This is a genomic window from Desulfosediminicola ganghwensis (genome assembly GCF_005116675.2).
Taxonomy (GTDB): domain Bacteria; phylum Desulfobacterota; class Desulfobulbia; order Desulfobulbales; family Desulfocapsaceae; genus Desulfopila; species Desulfopila ganghwensis.
Window position 1 is genome coordinate 3,554,422 of sequence record NZ_CP050699.1, and the last position, 18,379, is coordinate 3,572,800.

Genomic DNA, 18,379 nt, shown 5'->3' on the forward strand with positions numbered 1-18,379 from the left:
GCAGTAGAGACGACGGCAGGTCTGAACCAGCATGCGTATTTTAGGTATAGAAAGCTCTTGCGACGACACAGCAGCCGCAATCCTTGAGGACGACTGTACAGTTTTAAGCAGTGTCATCAGCAGTCAGGATGAGATTCACAGCCGCTTTGGGGGAGTTGTACCAGAACTCGCATCCAGAAAGCATCTTGAAAATATCCACCCTATTGTTTGCGAAGCTCTCGATCGCGCCCAACTTACTCTTGCTGATATTGATCTCATAGCAACTACCCAGGGGCCCGGACTGATTGGTTCTCTTCTGGTCGGTTTTTCATACGCCAAATCCCTTTCGTACCAAACCGGCATTCCCTATATCGGTGTAGACCATATGGCTGGGCACCTGCTGGCTGTTTTCCTTGAGGACGATGTTGAATTTCCATATGTTGCACTTATCGCTTCAGGTGGGACCAGTTCTATATTTCAAGTGCAAAGCCATACCGACTTCACCCACCTGGGAAGAACCCGGGATGATGCCGCTGGTGAAGCTTTCGACAAGGTCGCTAAACTGCTCGGTCTTCCCTATCCTGGCGGACCACATGTATCAAAAATGGCTGACCAGGGAGACTCCGGTGCCATAAAATTTCCCAGGGCCTGGCTTGAAGAGGATTCACTCGATTTTAGCTTCAGCGGCGTTAAAACGGCTGTTTTAAACCACTGCAATCAGCAAAAACAGAAAAACAACTCTCTCAACCTTGAAAATATATGTGCCTCGTTTCAGGAAGCAGTAGTAGAGGTGTTAGTAGAAAAGACGATTCTGGCAGCCAGGAAAGCAGGTGTTACGACAGTTGTTCTCGGTGGTGGAGTTTCTGCTAATCCACGTTTGCGGTCGGCCTTCCAGCATCGTTGCGCTGAAGAGGGTCTTAATTTTCATGTGCCAAAACCCATATTCTGTACAGATAATGGTGCCATGATAGCTTTAGCAGGGTACTATAAATATTTGGAGCAGGGAGCAATGTCAACAGATGAGGATGTGTATTCCAGATCAGCCTTAGGATAGCGCAAGACATGCAAATAGGGCGTTTAGGTAAGTATTATTTCAGAAGATTACAGCGCCTTAAAGGTGATCCGATCGCACTTGCCGGAGGTTTCGCCATAGGTGTCTTTATTGGTTTCACACCGACCATGCCTCTTCACACCGTTGCGATAATTATTGCAACACTGGCTACTAGAACATCAACAATAGCTGGAATTTTGAGCAGTTGGGTAGTCTGCAATCCTCTCACCTATTTTCCTATTTACTACTTTTCGCTGGTTATCGGCAATGCAGTCACGCCATACCATCTGAATTGGGTAAAAATTAAGACAACACTCGATCTGCTTCTTACATCTGAATCCATATCCCAATCCATGAAACTGGTAATGGGACTTGGATGTGAAACAATAGTCGTTATGCTTGTAGGCGGAATAATTTTAGCTCTTCCTTTTACCATTATGAGTTTTTACCTTTCGCTGAAGTTCTTTATTGCAGTAAAGCAGAAAAGAGCTCAAAAGCAGATTCTCAATTAAATACAAACAGATAGTCAATTAAATGACCAGATATGGTGAGACCAGGAAATCCCTGGGCAAACACAATCTCGCGCCGAAAAAGCGGTTTGGGCAGAACTTTCTTGTTCACAAACACACCGCCGAGGCCATAGTCCGTGCAGGCAAAGTTGCTGCCGAAGATGTAATAGTTGAAGTTGGGGTAGGGCTTGGTGCGCTCACTCAGCCTCTGGCTGAAAGAGCCAAACAGGTTATAGGTGTCGAGATTGACAGCGGTCTTATCCGCTTTCATGAAGAGGAAAATGACCTCCCCGAAAATGTCACCTTAATTCATGAAGATGTTCTGAAAGCCGATTTTAAAAAGCTTTCCGACCAATGCGGCGGGCCCATGAAGATCATGGCCAATCTGCCCTATTCGATCTCAAATCCATTCATTTTCAAATTGATTGAGAATAGACAATACGTGATTTCCGCAACCATCATGCTGCAGAAAGAAGTAGCGGACCGGTTAATGGCTGCCCCGGGCAGTAAAGATTATGGAGTGCCTTCGGTTCTCCTGCAAAGTTGCGCGACAATAACCGGCCTGATGACCCTCAAGCCGAGTGAATTCCATCCGCAACCGAAGATCGACTCTACTGTGATTCGAATAGAGTTTGATCACGCTCCTTTCCAGACCAGGCAAGGCACATTGTTTGCCTACCCGGTTTTCCAGCGTATTGTCCGATCAGCGTTTAACCAGCGAAGAAAAACTATTCACAATACGCTGTCAGGTGCCGGATTTTTTATGGAGGATGAAGCAGTTGACAAAGCAGACAACAAAAGAATTACTGAAGAAGTAATAGTTGCTGCCGGGTTATCTCCATCTTTACGCCCTGAGGCACTTTCACTTGACCAGTTTATGGATCTTGCCGTTTCTTTTGAAAAACGCCTTCAAGCTAAGAACACCTGATGCAAAACTTCGTTTACCATAATCCCACCAAGGTTCTTTTCGGTCGAGGGGTGTTGGAGCAGATAGGTTCTGAAACCAGCGTTTATGGCAAGAATGTATTGCTTGTCAGTGGATGTAATCATGCCCGTCAAAGTGGCCTGCTTGAACGCATCGCCAGCATCATGGCAGCGCATGATCTCAATGTCATAAACTTTGATGGTGTTCAGCCCAACCCTTTGCTCAGCCACGTCCAGAAAGGGGTCGCAATTGCAAAAGATAACGAGATAGATGTAATCTGTGCAGTAGGCGGTGGTTCTGTCATTGATTCAGGTAAAGCGATTGCATGCGGCGCCCTGGTTGAACACGATGTCTGGAAGTTTTTTACCGGAAAAAAAGGAATAAAAGAAACACTCCCGGTAATTGCAGTTAGCACACTTGCAGCATCTGGATCTGAGATGAATTCCGGAATGGTACTCACCAGAGAGCGTAGCCAACAAAAATTCGGTTTTGCCCATCGGATGCTTTTTCCTAAAACGTCATTCATGGACCCGGAACTCACCTTCTCTGTCTCGGCAAGACACACTGCGTACGGAGCTGTTGATGCACTTGCCCATTTGGCCGAGTTTTATCTTACATCGTCAGGAGGTACCCCCGTCCAGGACAAATATATGGAAGGACTTGCGGCAACCATTCTTGTGTGCGGTCCTCGGGCAATAGCCAAACCAGATGATTATGAAACCAGAGCTGCCTTGATGTGGGCTGCTGCCTTATCACTCAACGGCCTCTCTGCTGCCGGGCTTGGCAAGGTTGGCTTCCCAATGCACCTGATAGAGCATTCCCTCTCCGCTCTCTATAACGTGCCACATGGCGCGGGATTGAGTGTTGTGATGCCTGGCTGGTTGAAATACAATCAAGGTTCAGGCAATGAGCGAATTTCACGGTTCTTATCTGCATTATTTAACGAGCCTGGCAACCCTGATCTGCTTTTCGAGAAAGCCGGTATCGGAAACCTCATCAATTGGTTAAGGCAAATCAACACCCCGACCACACTTGGTGAGCTGGGTATCTCTGAAAGCGATATTCCAGAAATCGCCGAAAACTGCTTATCACTGGCCAAGGTCTGGCGTATGCGTGAATACGATCAGGTGCGCGTTGAGGAAATACTCCGCCTGTGTGTTTAAACTACTATGGATGCGTCTTTTACAGGGTCAAGCAAAAAAGCCGGTTTACCCTTGAAAAAAAGATAGACCGGCTTTTTTGTATCGTGGACTATCTGTTAGTTAACCGGTTCTCCAAATGGATTGAGTTTGCCGGCTGCTGTCTTGTCAACAGTGATATAAAGAGTTGCAGTGGTGCTACCATACTTGCCGCCGAAACCTTCGGTAATCTCGATCATGCAAGTCTTATTCGGCTTCGTGAAAGCTAATAAGAACCCTTTAGACTGAACTTCCCCCACCAACTTCCACTTGTTGTTATCCATGGAAGAAATTATGAAATTCTTCAACGAATAGAGCTCGACCCTTCCGGAGTAACTCAGAATTCCACCATTAAAGGATTCTGTCTTAATCGCCATACTTTGGTCGCTGTTCCAGGTCATATCGATGGGCAACTCGATATCTTTGAAGTCAGCAACGGTGGCTGAGACAGTACCATAGTCAGCCGGGGCAGCATAATCATCACCTGCGCCGGAAGAGCTTTTTCCCATACAGCCACTGAGAAAAACCATCATCATCAAACCAATCAGGGAAAATAGTGTAGTACGTATTCTGAGTGCTTTTATCATTTCCTGTCCTCCTAAGTTTATAAACTATCGTAAAGGTCTACTTTGAAATCGCACGTATTAACAGACAATTCTGTCAAAGATAGCGTATAGTGCCGAGACTCGCAAGCACACATCTTTCGAGACACTCTTATCAATAACGTTTACCGGTAGAACATTGGAGATAGCACGGATGAACTATATAGATCTCAATTTTTTTCTCCACCCTTTACATCTCTCCTCTAAATAGCAAAAGAGATCATCCCGCCAGTAGCTCCGAGAGTTCATTGCCAGCGTTGCGCTTCAAAACTCTTGTAATTAGTTTATGCTGAACTGATTGTCCAGTATTTAGTATAGAGATTCGAGTGAAGCCATTGAACAGGATGGGAAAATGTGCTTTCTCTATATACAAACTGTTTTATATTATGTGCGAAGTAGCCGATCTGTTCGCGAGTTGGACTTGCACAAAGGTGCTGAATGTGTTTTATGTTCTGCGCTTTCCGATTGTATCTATTATTCATCAATGTCTCGCCAGAATTACTTGCAACCGAACGCAATGAGCGAGAATTAACTTAACACAATATATCTATGTCCAGTCTGCAAAAAATAGTTGTATCAGAACTTCCTATTCGCCTTGGTCAGTTCCTGAAGCTGGCAAATCTTGTTCAGGACGGTTTCGAAGCTAAAATTCGAATTCAGCATGGTGAGGTTTCGGTAAACGGAGTTGTGGAGACTCAAAGGGGAAAACAGCTCAATGAGGGTGACATAATCGCTTATAACGAAAAAGAGTTTGGCATCATCAGGGGATAAATGAAATTCTGAAGACCACTATATTCTTCATCCTTCCCGTTCTCTGATCACGAAATTATTATCAGGTTACCCTTTAAGTTCATGAACAATCGGACGGTAAAAGTGATCCGGGGTGCACGAAATCACATCTTTATTTCATTAGTCAAACTATCCTGCGTAAAATCACTCTCAGCCATTTAAGTCCAGATCAACCATACTGACAAATTTCAGATTTATCTGCCAGCTCTGACGAATCCACCACCGGCATTGACAATATAGCCAACAATTATCAGCCTACTCTTTAGCTGACAACAGTTACTGCAACAGAGCCATAACGGTATTGAAAATATATCACAAAGCGAATAGATTTTAGCAGCCAACCAGCAACTTCCTGTTATATATCAGAGAGTAACCGCGTCATTAACGCTCTCAATAAAATCTACTTCATATTTCATACCTGGCACGAATCATGTTCAGACTACTCACCCTGATTACCCTGTTTTTTCTATCCTCGAATAGTTTCGCTGAAAATAACACCAACGATCTAAACATTTTCTATTCCAATGACCTCCTTGGAGAGCTTGAGCCCTGCGGTTGAAAGTCAAAACAACTGGGCGGTCTGTCCAGAAGAGCTTTATTGATTGAAGAACTTTCAGCCAACGTCGGCGATGTACTTCTCTTGGATGCCGGAAATCTCCTTTTTTCCAGGGATGGAGCAAGGGAATTACTGCAACAGGATGTAGTTACTGCGAGAGGCATTTACGAAATTTATGAAGACCTTGGCTATCACGCGATAGCTGTTGGTCCCTACGATCTCACAGCCGGCCTTAGCACAATTACCGACCTCTCGGGCTCGGTACCCTGGATTTCTTCCAATATTATAACCCAGGGCGGAGAATACATATTTCCTCCCTGGGTTCTTGTTGAATTTGAAAAACAGAAAATCGGGATTGTGGCGCTGACAGCCACTCCACGAATAGTAAACGATAATTACAAGATGCTGGAGTGGAGGGATGCTCTCACTGATGTGTTGACCAGGATCTCTCCTGATTGCGATGCCATCATCCTGCTTTCCTCTTTGGATACAGCAACAAATCAACAGATAGCAGAACAATTTTCTGACATCAGCCTCATCCTGACCGCTAATAAGCGGAATGGAAATCGTCCTCCAAAACAGATAGGTGATGCGATCACCAGTCAGGTGCAAAGCCGTGGCCGATATCTTGGAGTTCTCACCTTCCCCATGGGGCTGAAAAACCTGCTGGCAGACAATAAGAAAACGGAAAACTTCCAATACAGGTCGATAGCTCTTCAGCCCAATCTTGAAAAATCACAAGCTATTGATAACAAGGTTGCTGAAATACAACGTGATATAGCAAAAATTGGCAAGCGTGCGAAATATCAACCCCAGCAAAAAACACAATCAGATACTTCAAACAACCAGTCTGAAATATCTTCTTACAGGACGTGTGTTGATTGCCATAAGGAAACGGTCGCCAGGTGGGAAAAATCCCCTCACGGTCGGGCATATCAGACCCTGGTAGATAATAATCAGCAATACAACCTTCGTTGTTTGCCCTGCCATGTGACTGATTCGGCAAACCAAAAGGCAACAGGGGTTCAATCCATGCAAGCTGATGACCTGAACTATAAACTGCTTCATCTCAGCTCTGAAAAGCAATCCGTCAGCTGTAGTGCCTGTCACCCAGGCTCCGGACTCCATGCCAAAAACAATGGTAATTTAAGGTATCTGCAAAAAGTTTCTCTAGAGCTATGTATCACATGCCACACAAAGGAACTGACTGCGGATTTCAACTTCAATAAAAAGAAAAAAGACGTGCACTGAACACTACTGAACAACAGAGAGACCGTTAGAGATAAATCAGTCCTCAAAAAAGAGCAATCCAGTTATTATTGATCCTCAACTGAAGATTTGCGAAGAGATAGGAGATAGGGGTTGGCGTGGTTCTGCTTCAGATCCGGGTATCAAAAAGAACACTCAGAGTTCATCTCTTTGACGGACAATAAAAAAAAAGGGGGGTTGCACCAGTCGGTGCAACCCCCTTTCTCTTATCACTACAGGTCGAAACTACGGTTTCGACACAATTCAGTATGCTCGAATTAGCAACCGAAAGCGGTCTGCAGGTTAGGAACAGTCTGCTTCTTACGGCTCATCATGCCGTCAACCCACATGGAATTATCTTCCAGTTTGCCACCGAAAGCACCTTCTACAAGTGCGGTATCGTCAGAGAGAACTACCAGATCGGTACCCTCTTTTACAACGTCGGTAAGCATGAGCAGTACAGAATGACGTCCTTCAGCCTTGACCTCTTCCATAGCTTTCAGGAGATCGGCACGGATAGCAGCTACCTGATCAAGAGTAGCAAGCTCGAGCTGGCCTACACCAACTTTGTTGCCATTCATGTCAAAATCTTTGTAGTCACGGAACAGCAGGTCTTTCGCAGGCACACCGTCTACAGAAGACTTCGCCTTGAGCATCCCCATGAAAAGTTCCTCGGTGTCAGCAACACCGGCAACTTCTTTCAGCTCTGCAACTGCAACTTTGTCATCTTCGGTGCAGGTAGGTGACTTGAAGTTTACGGTATCACTGAGAATTGCGGCGAGCATACCACCAGCAATGTCCTTAGGGATAGCAACACCAGCCTCTTTGAACATTTTGTTCAAAACGGTACAGGTACAGCCCACAGGCTCCGCACGGAAGAGAATAGGATTGTTGGTGGTTACATCACCAATTTTGTGATGATCAACAATGGTAACTACGGTAGCTTGATCAAGGTTAGCAGGGCCCTGAGCGATATCGCTGAAGTCAACCAAAGCGATCTCTTTACCGGCAGCGTCAGTAATTTCTTCTGGCGCGGTCAAACCAAAACGCTCGAGAACCATGGTGGATTCCGGGTTCAAATTTCCAGCAGTGGACTGCATAACAGCCTTTGCTTCCTGTCCCTGTGCGTTCAGGAGAGCAGCCAGCGCGATTGCAGAAGTAACTGAATCTGTATCGGGATTTGAATGTCCTACAACTAAAATAGCCATGTTCTTCCTCCGTAAATAAATTAATAATAAAATCAGACTACTATATTAATAACAAACTCGTTTATACTGAGTTTTTTCATTTGAAATTGATGGCTTAACATAGTGTCTTCAACTCATCCAGTCAAGCAGAAAAAAAAGCCTGCAATCCTTGTTGTAAACTCAATTTCTAAGTTGCCAAAATCTATGGCGCAGCCACTTAATATGCTTGCTGTTCTGCTACCGTTTTGTTTGGTGACATTGCTATTCGGTTGTAATATAATGTTTAGTTGTTCACGCCTTCACCTATCCCCTCAACACATCAGATCGCCATGGAAGACCAAATAAAAGAACGAATAGAGGTCCTGAGAAGAAAGCGTCGCAACCGCTCACTTTTTCCAGCTGCTCTAGTATCAGGTATCTTCATCGTTGTTGTTAGTGCATTCTTTTTCTACCAGAACAAAACAGATGTACAATCTCCTGATTCCAGCCAATTAACAGCAACCACACAAGCTGAACCTGCTGTTTCAGTGTCTCCGAAAGTTGTTTCCGAACAGACTTCTGGCGCTCCGAACAAGCTGGATGCTGAAGGGGACCCTATTGGAGATATAATCTCCTCAAGTCAAATTGAAATTCCTGAAATAATACCCCAAGCACAACCTGCTGTAGAACAAACCACGCCAAAGGTTGTCGCTGAACCGGTAATTGAACCGGATGTCTATCAGCAGGCGGCTGATAGAATCAGGCATTTTTACTCAGAGATGGATGAGAAAAGATATATTAAGGGGTATCATCTGAATGAACCAAGTGAGAGCTATTTCTCTTCACTTACCCAGAAGGCTTTGGACAATCCTCCTATCGTCTCCGGCGAAACAGATGACCTTTTCAATGTGCTTAAAAACACCGCACATTTCTTCAGAGTCGTTGGCAAAAAAAACATTATCGTCATCAAATCCATCCTGCATGAAGAAAAGAAGTCATACGAAGATGTGCTAGCAGATTACTATCTTCTCAGCAAGAAACCTGAATACCTAAATAAAGAATTTTCGTTACAGGTTACCGACGATGCCTTATTGGAGTATGCCGGTTTTTTCCTGAACACCATGGGTGGGAGGCTTTACCTCTTCAGACGAGACTCCGTATCCCGTATGCTGGTCAATTATTACGCTATATTAATAGTTGACCAGGCAAACCATGAAGCTCGCAATAGTTACGGTATAGATATCAAGCCTGCCATTACAGCCCTCATTGACGAACTCGAAACGAGCAACGCCCAACTGCAGTCAAAAGAGACATATCTCGATACCCTCTACACCTTAAAGGAAAGGTATTGATCCAGAAATCGGTTAGAGGCGCTTTCAGACCGACACAGGTCTCGTGAATATGCGCGGTGCAGATACAAACTAAAGACGTGATTCTCTGAAACAGGAAGACATCCCATTGGAATTTGAACTTGATGCCGCATTTGAAGCCAGCGCGTAATCTGCCCTTTTCGATATTTACACTAGGCATCAGTGGATAAGGAAGACGTTTCTCACAAAGGAAAATTCCACTGCACAAATTACTGCAGTTGCCTACTCCTGTTTAAACCGTATTTTACAATCACTGGCCAGCAACAGCGTCGAGGGCACCCGGCGCTTAATAATTGTATCTGCTATAATGAACACTGAGCAGCCCTAATCCATTCATAATATTCATAATCATACCATTGCAGCCCCATGACTGAAACTCATCACATGAAAGAACTAACAGAAAGGTATAATTCAGATCTTTTTCAATATCTGGACGCATCTCCCACAGCTTTTCATGCAGTCGAAGAATTAGCAAGTATGTTATCAGCCAGGGGCTTTATAGAGCTTCACGAAACTGAGCCCTGGAAGCTGCTGAAAGGCAAGAGGTATTTCGTAACCCGTGAAAATTGCTCGCTCATCAGCTTTATTTTGGGCAACGAAGATAAACCTTCTGATGGATTCCGCATTATAGGCAGCCACGCTGACAGCCCTGGCCTGCAATTAAAGCCGAAATCCATGGTAATCAATGACCCATACCTTCAACTTGGTGTAGAAATATACGGCGGTCCCCTGCTGAACACCTGGTTCGACAGAGATCTTTCCCTGGCCGGCAGAGTGAGTTGCTCTGACGGCCAGGGAAACCTGGTGGAACACCTGATAAATTTTCAACGTCCTCTGCTTTCAATTCCAAGTCTTGCCATTCACCTGGACAGGGAAGCCAACGAGGGACGCGCCATAGATAAACAGAAAGCTCTTCCTCCTGTATTTGCTCAAACCCTGGATGTCAATATTCCTGAGTTCAACCAGATTATCATGGCCCAGATACAGCAACAAAACCCTGGCTCTGTTGCTGAGAAGGTGCTTGCTTTCGACCTGTTTTGTTACGATCCACAGAAGGCAACCTACCTTGGAATCAATGATGAATTTATTGCCAGTGGCAGATTGGACAATCTCTTGAGCTGTCATGTTGCAGCAACAGCCATGGCGAATTGCAATGGAAAGCACAACAATTTCTTTATCTGCACAAACCATGAAGAAAACGGATCTACCTCTACAACAGGCGCTCAGGGTTCTTTTGCTCAAGATATATTGTCACGAATAATACCTGAGCCCGAAAGTCAGCAAATTTCCATTCGCAATTCGTTTTTTATTTCAATCGATAACGCCCACGCTTCTCATCCGAACTTCAAAGAGACTGCTGAACCTGATCATTGCACAGTGTTAAATGGCGGACCGGCAATAAAGATTAATGCCAACCAGCGTTATGCAACCAATAGCAGGTCTGCTGCCGTTTTTAAGTTATTGGCCCAAAAAGCAGATATTGAGGTGCAGGAGTTTGTAATGCCTACCGGTAAACCGTGCGGGAGTACCATTGGCCCAATGACTGCTGCCAAACTCGGAGTGCAGACTATTGATATTGGTGTCCCCACTTTCGCCATGCACTCCATTCGTGAGATGACAGGTGCCAGCGACCCGTACAAATTACTGCGAGTCATCCAAACCTTTGTTGACTCCCCTCATATGCAAAAGAGCAAATAATCTTGCAACTTCTTGAAAGCCAATTGAATTTTTTTGAAGTTCAAAAAGTGCACCAGTATTCAAACGTAACAGCTATGTGCAAAAATACGCCGGCGTAAACATCACCGAACCTGCGCTGCCGAAACTCAGTCAAGATGATGAGTTGATCGGATACATCACCTCGTTTGATTTTTTTGAAACCGGCCGAAAAGTACACAGTGATTTTTTTTCACGCTCTGATACTTGCCGAGTCCCATGCTGACCCTGATGCAGTTTCAGCCAAAGATGCGATTGGGCTTGGTCAAATTTTTTAGATACCATAAGAGAGGCTGGACACTCAGAATAAAACTTAACTATATCAATATTGACAAACTGCAACACATCGCCAGGAATGATCTCTTTGATCCTGCACTTAATATTCTTCTCACCTGCTATTTGATCAATAAATATAAATATACATTTCGATGGTCTTCTTGATCTTGTCGTTGCTGCCTGGAATGGTGGTGAAAATGTCAGTGCTTTAGTCTTTCGAAAACATCCACCTTACCAGGAAACTGAAAACCTCATAGACAGAGTAAACAGATATTATCTTACACTTTTACAAAATATTTTCGAGCCAGCACCATATCCCCTTACCTCCCCTTCCCCTGCTTCCCATTACGGCAGGCGCGACCCACAGCAATGGATCGCAATTTCTTTGCAACTACAACCACCTCGTAAGCCCAGCAAGCCCAGCCTGCACATTCGACACAGAGCTTTAAAGACACCGATTTTGTTGTCTTTAAAGGAAAATGGCAAAATTTATTGACATGCGGAAGCTAAAGTATTTAAGTATATAGTTATTGACATATGTCGTATACCACTGATTTCCCGTGGATTCGCGTAACTTACGCAAAAAAAAGGATTTTATCAGGTAATGAAATTCCAGACCTAACAAGTCAAATTGCCACAGTGTGGTAATTGACAACGGTGATAGTCACAGGTAGATTTCCACCTCATTTACGAAGGTTATGTTTTATTCACCCTCGTTACAGTACGGTTGATTTGCCGCAAACCAGATGGGCATTATGACAAGCACAACGACTCTACGAATTGCTACACTTTACAGGTTTTGCGCGCAAAGCCTCCAATACCCTGACACAAACTGGCTTAACGCAGATTATTTGCAGGGATTGTATTCACTTCTCGAAAGTCTTGGAGCAGATGATGAACTTGAACAGGTCCAGACAGCTTTTGAGACTGATCCAGACATTCTTGAGACGCTACAAATTGAACACACAAGGTTATTCATAAACGGTGTTCCACACGTTGTAGCCCCACCTTATGGCTCGGTTTACGTGGATAAATCCCTGCAAGGATTACATACAGAAAAAACCCTCAATTTTTATGCAGAGTGCGGATACAGCCTGAAGCACGGGTCAGATCTGCCGGATCACATCATCCACCAACTTGAATTTCTGTCTCTGCTGGCGGAAAACAACGACGCAGAGCACGAATCAGAATTTTTGCAGACCATATTTCTTCCATGGTTCAGCAAGTTTGGCGCGAGAGTAAAGCAGGAGACTCACCACCCGTTTTATTCTGTAATTGTTCAACTCATTGATTATTTAACGAAGGAGGAAGACGAACATGGCATTCAACTTGACGAGGCGTAGATTTTTACAATCTGCCTCTCTGGCAGCTGCTTCCATACCGCTTTCAAAAGTTGTTTCCGCAGAGACCGGGTTTGTTCAATCCCCACTTGAACCGAAAGGCTCCCTCAAGGAAGAAACCGCAACGGGTGGTATCTGTGAAATGTGCTTCTGGAGATGCCAGCTCATAGGTAAAAAACGTGACGGCAGACTTATAAAGCTGGAAGGTAACCCGAAATCAATAGACAACGGCACTTCCATCTGCGCCAGGGGCAACGCTGGCATTAAGCTGCTTTACGATCCTGATAGATTGAAATACCCTCTGAAAAACGTGGGCGAAAGAGGCAAACCCGTCTGGAAACGAATCAGCTGGGAAGAAGCGCTTGCGGAGTGTTCAAGCAAATTGAAGGGTGTTGTCGATAAATACGGCCCCCAGGGGATTGCAGTCTTTCCCCATGGTTCGACCGCCAAATACCCGATGCATTTCTTTGAAAGAACCGTCGGAACGCACAATGTGAGTGAGGCCTCTTTCTTCCAGTGCCGAGGCATTCGTGATACAGCATACTGGGCGACAATCGGCAAAGCTCCAGGCGAAAACGTCGATATGCCGAATTCCAAAGCTATTATGCTGCTCGGCTCGCATATTGGTGAAAATGTTCATGTTTCGCATGTTAAGAGCTTTATTAAAGGTCTGCAAAACGGTTCCAAGCTCATTGTTGTTGATCCACGATATTCTGCAGCTGCGGCGAAATCCGATGTCTGGGTGAAAATCAAGCCTGGCACCGATACCGCTTTTCTGCTGGCGATTATGAACTATCTCGTTAAGACAGAAAAATATAACGTCGACTTCATTGATGAATGGGCAGATGGTTTTGATGAGTTTGCCGAAGGTATCGCTGACTGGACTTTTGAAAGAGCTGCCAAGGAGTGTAATATCCCTGTCGAGCAGATCAAAGAAGTAGCAGACATACTCGCAGAAAACGCTCCCAATGTTTCTATCCATCCTGGTCGCCACGTAAGCTGGTATGGAAACGACTTTCAGCGACAACGCTCACTCGCCTGCCTCACCGCACTTCTTGGCGCTTATTATGTAGAAGGCGGCTGGGTACCAGGTATCAAACCCAAGGTTGGTAAAGTAAGCTGGGCCAAGCATGATCATGGTAACGAGCACAACCTCAATTACAATGAAGACGAGGAACTTCGCCACCCATTTACACCTCCGGGAACACCTACTGAGTTGATTCGAGATGCGGCTCTGACTGGTAAACCGTATCCTATCAAAGGTTGTGTAATCTGGGGCCAGAACCCTATCCAGACCATCCCTGGCCAGGAAAAGATGAAAGATGTGCTCCGCCAGATGGATTTCGTCATGTGTGTTGACGTGATGCCAACAGACGCGACCATGTGGGCTGATATTCTTTTGCCTGAGGCAAGTTATCTCGAACGCTTTGATCTTGTGAAAACCGGTACACAGTGGGATTTCTCCGAAAAGCATCAACAATACATCACTGCCAGGATGCCATTGGTTGAACCAATGTTTGAACGCAAGGACAACGTGTTCATTACCAACGCCATCGCCAAAGGTATGGGTCATGAAGAAGAGATTCCAGTGAAAACCGTTGAAGAAATGGTTGAAAAGAATCTCGCTGTAGCGGGGCTCAGCATAGCACAGCTCAAGAAAGAAGATGGCATTCATCTTCGCGACGGCAAGGACCCATACGGCATCCCTGAAGACTTTGAGGTTCTGCTTTATAACGAAGATATCGAAGATGCAGGATTCCCTGGTGTGCCAACCTATATGCCTGTCGAACCACCACCAGCCGGCTTTGCCCGGCTACTCTATGGCCGTGTGCCTGTCCATACGTTCAACAGGACCCAGAACAACGCCTGGCTCAACTTTGCCATGCCGGAAAACCCTGTCTGGATTAATGATGAGACCGCGAACAAACTGGGCCTGAAAGATGGTGACACTGTCGGTCTGGTTAACAGTGAGGGATTCAAGTCCCACACCACTACTACGGTTAAGGTAACTCCCGGCATCAGAAAAGATTCAGTCTATATGGCCCATGGTTACGGTTCCGCCAATCCACTGCTGAGTGTTGCAGTGAATGCAGGTGTCGATGACACAAGTCTTATGACCAAGATTGCGATAGATCCAGAGACTGGTGCCCATGGTATGCGGAACAACTTTGTCAAGCTGATCAAAGACGGCAAAGTGCTGGACATTCCGGCATAGCTCGCATTAGCGTAAATAATTTCCCTTGAGGAGGAAAATATAAATGCAATACGGAATGATAATAGATCTCGAACGATGCGTTGGCTGTCATGCCTGCACTATTGCCTGCAAGGCAGAGTGGGAAGTTCCTGTCGAATACGGCAGAAACTGGGTACGGCGCCTGGGGCCTTCAATTGTTCAAGGCGAGATGGCGTCCACCTACTATCCCGGGTTGTGCAATCACTGCACTGAGCCACCCTGCGTAGAAGAATGTCCGGCAGATTACGAAGAGCAAACATTTACCAACCCGAAAACAGGTGAAACTATAACTCTTGAGGTTGCAGCCACCTGGAAAGATCCTTTTGACGGTACCGTACAGATAGACAAATCCCGCTGTCTGGGATGCGGAGCCTGTGCAGACGTATGTCCTTACAGCGCACGCTACATCAACCCTGATTTGGTTGACGACATGTCCGAGGACGGCAAGGCTGACAAGTGCACCCTCTGCAAGCCTCGGGTAGATGCCGGCTCACTGCCTGCCTGTGTGCAGACCTGTATTACTAACGCCCGAATTTTTGGCGATCTAGATGATCCCAAGTCAGAAGTTGCCAAGTATATTAAGAAGGGTGCAAAAGGAATCGAACCTGTTGATGGAGAGCTTGGCCCGAATATCAAATATTATGGCTGTAAAAAGGATGTTGACCTGCTCTTCGGCACCTCTACGCCTGAATTGGTAGACGTTGGGCCAATTCGACGCCGGGCAATGCTGGCAGCTCTTGGCAGTGGAGCAAAAAAATCCCTGCGCAATGTCGGACTGCTGGGTATCGCGGGTGCATTTCTTGCGTCGGCAGCCTCAGATGGGGATGCCAGCGACAAATAAGCTTTACGATTCAGAATAGCAGTACATTTTACAGGACCATAATCTCAATTTGATTATGGTCCTTTTTTTATGTATTATCGTGGCACATTTGATATACCCGCTAATTGTGGCAGCCTTTTCATCAAATAATTATATTCATAATGAAAATATGCAGGGTCAACTGATTTTAGTGATTATTACATAGAATACCTGATAGCTTAGTAGAGGCTTTACCGGCTGCTTTTGAGCCAACACCATAATTGTCTCTCTAATAAATTGAAATAATTCCCAAAAGGAAAACCATGAGCACAGACGATAAGAAGATCATTTATTCAATGATCAAAGTATCGAAGTATTACGATAACAAACCAGTCATAAAGGATATATCTCTCTCCTATTTCTATGGCGCCAAAATTGGCGTACTCGGTCTGAACGGCTCCGGTAAAAGTACCCTGCTGAGAATTCTTGCCGGGGTGGACACAGAGTTCAACGGTAAAACAGTTCTTTCTCCCGGGTTGACTGTCGGCTACCTTGAACAGGAGCCTGATCTCGATCCGGAGAGTACTGTTCGCGCAATCGTTGAAGAAGGTGCCCAGGAGACTGTCGATCTGCTCCAGGAATTTAATGAGATCAACGAAAAATTCGCCGAGCCCATGACCGATGACGAAATGCAGAACCTCATCGACCGTCAGGCACAGGTACAGGAAAAACTCGATCACCTCTCAGCCTGGGATCTCGATAGTCGACTTGATATGGCCATGGATGCCCTGCGCTGCCCTCCCCCCGAATCTAAGTGTGGCGTGCTCTCCGGTGGTGAAAAACGTCGTGTTGCTCTCTGCCGTATTCTATTACAAAAGCCAGATATTCTGCTTCTCGATGAGCCCACAAACCATCTCGACGCACAATCAGTAGGTTGGCTTGAACAACATCTTCAGGAATACGAAGGAACAGTTATTGCTGTAACCCATGATCGCTATTTTCTCGACAATGTCGCAGGCTGGATTCTCGAGCTGGATCGAGGGGTAGGAATTCCCTGGAAGGGCAATTACTCCTCTTGGCTGGAGCAGAAAGAGAAACGTCTTGCCATGGAAGAAAAGAAGGAGAGCAACCGCCGCAAAACGCTCCAGCGCGAACTTGAGTGGATCAAGATGTCTCCCAAGGGACGACGTTCGAAATCCAAGGCACGTATCAGCTCTTACGAGAAACTGATGGGCCAGGAGAGTGAAAAGCTCGAAAGAGATCTCGAAATATTTATTCCACCAGGACCACGCCTCGGTAAGGTTGTTATTGATGCTGAAGGCGTGCAGAAAAGATATGGCGACCGAATTCTGGTCGACAATATGACCTTCAATCTTCCTCCCGGTGGAATTGTAGGTGTTATCGGTCCCAACGGTGCTGGTAAAACCACCCTGTTCAGGATGATTACCGAACAGGAAACACCGGATGCCGGTTCTATCAGAAAAGGTGACACCGTTAAGCTCTCATATGTAGATCAGTCCAGGGACTCCCTTGATCCCGAAGCTACTATCTGGGAAACCATCTCTGATGGTCAGGATACCGTCTGGCTTGGCACTCGCGAAGTAAACAGCCGAGCGTACGTCGGAAAATTCAACTTCTCAGGATCTGATCAACAAAAGAAAGTCGGCTTACTGTCAGGTGGTCAGCGTAACCGTGTTCACCTTGCCCGGATGCTTAAAGAAGGCGGCAACGTATTACTGCTTGATGAGCCGACCAACGACCTTGATGTCAACACCTTACGAGCCTTGGAAGAGGCGTTAGAAAATTTCGGCGGCTGCGCGGTTATCATCAGCCATGATCGTTGGTTTCTCGATAGACTTGCAACCCATATTCTCGCATTTGAGGGTAATTCAGAAGTGGTATGGTTTGAAGGAAACTACTCAGACTATGAGAAAGACAGAAAAGCAAGACTTGGGGCAGAAGCTGACCAGCCCCACCGCATAAAATACAGGCAGCTGACAAGATAGCACAGCGGTCGACGTAGGGAGAGCCTCGACAACTTTTGCACTGTCGGGGTTCTTTGGGTTGGTGAACCATGATAATTCTCGTGTTTGCAGAGTGCTCAATTAAGTCTTCAGAGACACCGAGTAGTAATCTGCAGCAAGCGTTTGGCAGTAACGAGTTTGAGGTAAGCGGTCGTGGCGTTGGGTTAAAAAATGATCTGCTCTACCTGGAAAAAGCGGCAAATCCGATGTGCTTTAGCTGATCAGGAGCTTGATATTTTAGGTAAAATTCCACAGGTAACATGACTGCCAATCGTTACAGTTCCTTCAGTTCCTGCTGCATCTGTTGCAGTTTTGGCAGGAGTTCCTTTGCCAGCTCAACCCTGCCGGATCTGGCATCTTGCTCAATTTGCTTAGCGAGCATGGTAACCCCTTCTATCCCCAGAGTTGCTGCGGCCCCTTTGATGGAATGTGCGGCATTTGTTACCTGAAGCGCATTGCCACAGTTGATACCCGCCTCCATCTTAGCAACGTCATTCTCAAAGCTAATTTTAAAAAGATCTAAAAGTTCCTGCAGCAAATCAATATCGCCGGCAGTCTGCTCAAGTGCAAATTCCCTGTTCCAGCCCAGTATATTCATTTATAAATCCCGTTTTGCAGCTC

General features: G+C 45.7%; 15 protein-coding genes. 12 read left to right on the plus strand and 3 right to left on the minus strand.

The window, feature by feature from the left end:
* The first annotated feature begins 31 nt into the window (after positions 1 to 31).
* Genes tsaD through FCL45_RS15150 form a run of 4 tightly spaced genes read left to right on the plus strand, consistent with a single transcriptional unit; the run spans position 32 to position 3,627 of the window.
* A complete protein-coding gene (gene tsaD / locus FCL45_RS15135; RefSeq protein ID WP_136796694.1) occupies positions 32 to 1,033 on the plus strand; it encodes a tRNA (adenosine(37)-N6)-threonylcarbamoyltransferase complex transferase subunit TsaD in 1,002 nt (333 codons plus the stop codon).
* Between the two features lie 8 nt (positions 1,034 to 1,041).
* Positions 1,042 to 1,542 (plus strand): DUF2062 domain-containing protein, encoded by a 501-nt coding sequence (locus FCL45_RS15140; protein WP_136796693.1) that lies wholly within the window; start codon positions 1,042 to 1,044, stop codon positions 1,540 to 1,542.
* A gap of 22 nt (positions 1,543 to 1,564) precedes the next feature.
* Positions 1,565 to 2,467, plus strand: coding sequence for a 16S rRNA (adenine(1518)-N(6)/adenine(1519)-N(6))-dimethyltransferase RsmA (gene rsmA / locus FCL45_RS15145; protein WP_136796692.1), 903 nt, complete (start codon positions 1,565 to 1,567; stop codon positions 2,465 to 2,467).
* Positions 2,467 to 3,627, plus strand: a complete 1,161-nt coding sequence (locus tag FCL45_RS15150) for an iron-containing alcohol dehydrogenase (RefSeq protein ID WP_136796691.1) — start codon at positions 2,467 to 2,469, stop codon at positions 3,625 to 3,627. The genes rsmA and FCL45_RS15150 overlap by 1 nt, the downstream gene beginning before the upstream one ends.
* Before the next feature lie 95 nt (positions 3,628 to 3,722).
* On the opposite strand, the gene FCL45_RS15155 is transcribed toward FCL45_RS15150, so the two are convergent.
* Positions 3,723 to 4,229 (minus strand): hypothetical protein, encoded by a 507-nt coding sequence (locus tag FCL45_RS15155; protein ID WP_136796690.1) that lies wholly within the window; start codon positions 4,227 to 4,229, stop codon positions 3,723 to 3,725.
* Positions 4,230 to 4,793: 564 nt separating this feature from the next.
* Between FCL45_RS15155 and FCL45_RS15160 the strand changes: the two genes are divergently transcribed.
* Together FCL45_RS15160 and FCL45_RS15165 are read left to right on the plus strand one after the other, a co-directional pair.
* On the plus strand, positions 4,794 to 5,015 hold the full coding sequence (locus FCL45_RS15160; protein WP_136796689.1) for an RNA-binding S4 domain-containing protein: 222 nt from the start codon (positions 4,794 to 4,796) through the stop codon (positions 5,013 to 5,015).
* A gap of 616 nt (positions 5,016 to 5,631) precedes the next feature.
* On the plus strand, positions 5,632 to 6,840 hold the full coding sequence (locus FCL45_RS15165) for a multiheme c-type cytochrome (protein ID WP_136796688.1): 1,209 nt from the start codon (positions 5,632 to 5,634) through the stop codon (positions 6,838 to 6,840).
* 275 nt (positions 6,841 to 7,115) lie between these two features.
* Here FCL45_RS15165 and FCL45_RS15170 read toward each other — a convergent pair whose 3' ends face one another.
* A complete protein-coding gene (locus FCL45_RS15170) occupies positions 7,116 to 8,045 on the minus strand; it encodes a manganese-dependent inorganic pyrophosphatase (RefSeq protein ID WP_136796687.1) in 930 nt (309 codons plus the stop codon).
* Positions 8,046 to 8,353: 308 nt separating this feature from the next.
* Here FCL45_RS15170 and FCL45_RS15175 point away from each other — a divergent pair, with 308 nt between their 5' ends.
* From FCL45_RS15175 to ettA, 6 genes are all read left to right on the plus strand, one after another.
* A complete protein-coding gene (locus tag FCL45_RS15175; protein ID WP_136796686.1) occupies positions 8,354 to 9,355 on the plus strand; it encodes a hypothetical protein in 1,002 nt (333 codons plus the stop codon).
* Positions 9,356 to 9,757: 402 nt separating this feature from the next.
* Positions 9,758 to 11,071: a M18 family aminopeptidase gene (locus FCL45_RS15180; protein WP_167495722.1), complete on the plus strand. Its 1,314-nt coding sequence runs from the start codon at positions 9,758 to 9,760 to the stop codon at positions 11,069 to 11,071.
* A gap of 1,046 nt (positions 11,072 to 12,117) precedes the next feature.
* Positions 12,118 to 12,705, plus strand: a complete 588-nt coding sequence (locus tag FCL45_RS15185) for a TorD/DmsD family molecular chaperone (protein WP_167495721.1) — start codon at positions 12,118 to 12,120, stop codon at positions 12,703 to 12,705.
* Positions 12,680 to 14,917: a molybdopterin-containing oxidoreductase family protein gene (locus FCL45_RS15190; protein WP_136796683.1), complete on the plus strand. Its 2,238-nt coding sequence runs from the start codon at positions 12,680 to 12,682 to the stop codon at positions 14,915 to 14,917. The genes FCL45_RS15185 and FCL45_RS15190 overlap by 26 nt, the downstream gene beginning before the upstream one ends.
* Positions 14,918 to 14,960: 43 nt before the next feature.
* Entirely contained in the window at positions 14,961 to 15,776 is an 816-nt protein-coding gene (locus FCL45_RS15195; protein WP_136796682.1) for a 4Fe-4S dicluster domain-containing protein, read from the plus strand.
* A 281-nt stretch (positions 15,777 to 16,057) separates the two neighbouring features.
* Entirely contained in the window at positions 16,058 to 17,740 is a 1,683-nt protein-coding gene (gene ettA / locus FCL45_RS15200) for an energy-dependent translational throttle protein EttA (protein ID WP_136796681.1), read from the plus strand.
* 292 nt (positions 17,741 to 18,032) lie between these two features.
* On the opposite strand, the gene FCL45_RS15205 is transcribed toward ettA, so the two are convergent.
* Positions 18,033 to 18,356, minus strand: coding sequence for an Hpt domain-containing protein (locus tag FCL45_RS15205; RefSeq protein WP_136796680.1), 324 nt, complete (start codon positions 18,354 to 18,356; stop codon positions 18,033 to 18,035).
* Between the last annotated feature and the right edge of the window lie 23 nt (positions 18,357 to 18,379).